The organism is Vulcanisaeta sp. (assembly GCF_049966235.1).
In the GTDB taxonomy this organism is placed as follows: Archaea; Thermoproteota; Thermoprotei; order Thermoproteales; family Thermocladiaceae; genus Vulcanisaeta; species Vulcanisaeta moutnovskia.
Map to the genome: position 1 here is coordinate 1 of NZ_JBMFVA010000071.1, position 705 is coordinate 705.

General features: G+C 46.0%; 1 protein-coding gene. It reads right to left on the reverse strand.

Going from position 1 to position 705, the window contains the following annotated elements; all coding sequences use genetic code 11:
• Positions 1-643, reverse strand: a 643-nt coding sequence (locus tag ACP5L5_RS11760; RefSeq protein ID WP_428764012.1) for a hypothetical protein, incomplete at its 3' end; no start/stop codon positions are given.
• Between the last annotated feature and the right edge of the window lie 62 nt (positions 644-705).

The following is a 705-nucleotide window of genomic DNA, read 5'->3' on the forward strand; positions in this document are numbered from 1 at the left end:
CTGTTGTTGACGCTGGCCCTACTACGAACTGCAGCATATCAACGCTCTTTGCCATGTCATATGTTACTTGTGTTGGCGTTATTGAAGCCACATATGAGCCACGCTCTGTCCTGAAGCCTGCAGGCGCCTTTACAGGCTTGCTACCAGATTGACTGCTTGTATAGCTTATTGCACCGCTGACACCAAGTGCAGGTGTGTAGTTTAGATAGTAGAGCGATGAGCCCACGCTAGGCGGCGTTGTTGTTGAGGCGTTTGTTATCTGCAATACTATGCTTGATGCTAGCGAAGATGATGTTGGCAAGTCATACTCTGGGTAGTAGAAGTTGAAATATTGTGTAGGTCCTTTTGCTGCCGGAGCTGCTGTAGCTAGTGTCATTGGCGTAGAGAAGCCGCTCTCGCCACTGTATGTTGCACTTAGTGATGAAGATATCAAATTGTAGTTTGTTCCTGGCTGGGTGTATGTCAATGCTGGGCCATAATACGTTAATGTTGCTAGCAGTACGTTGTTTGTTGAGTCTGTTACTGGTGTTTGTGTGTTTGCAGATGCATATACTTCTACGGTTACGCCTGGGGATGGCAATGGATAGCTTAGCTGTATGTTTGTTATATTGTTAAAGAATGAACCTGTACTTGTAACAGACAAAGAGTTACCACTAGCAGGCATGCTTGTAAACTGTACTTGAGTTGGTGATGATCCCTGGGGGC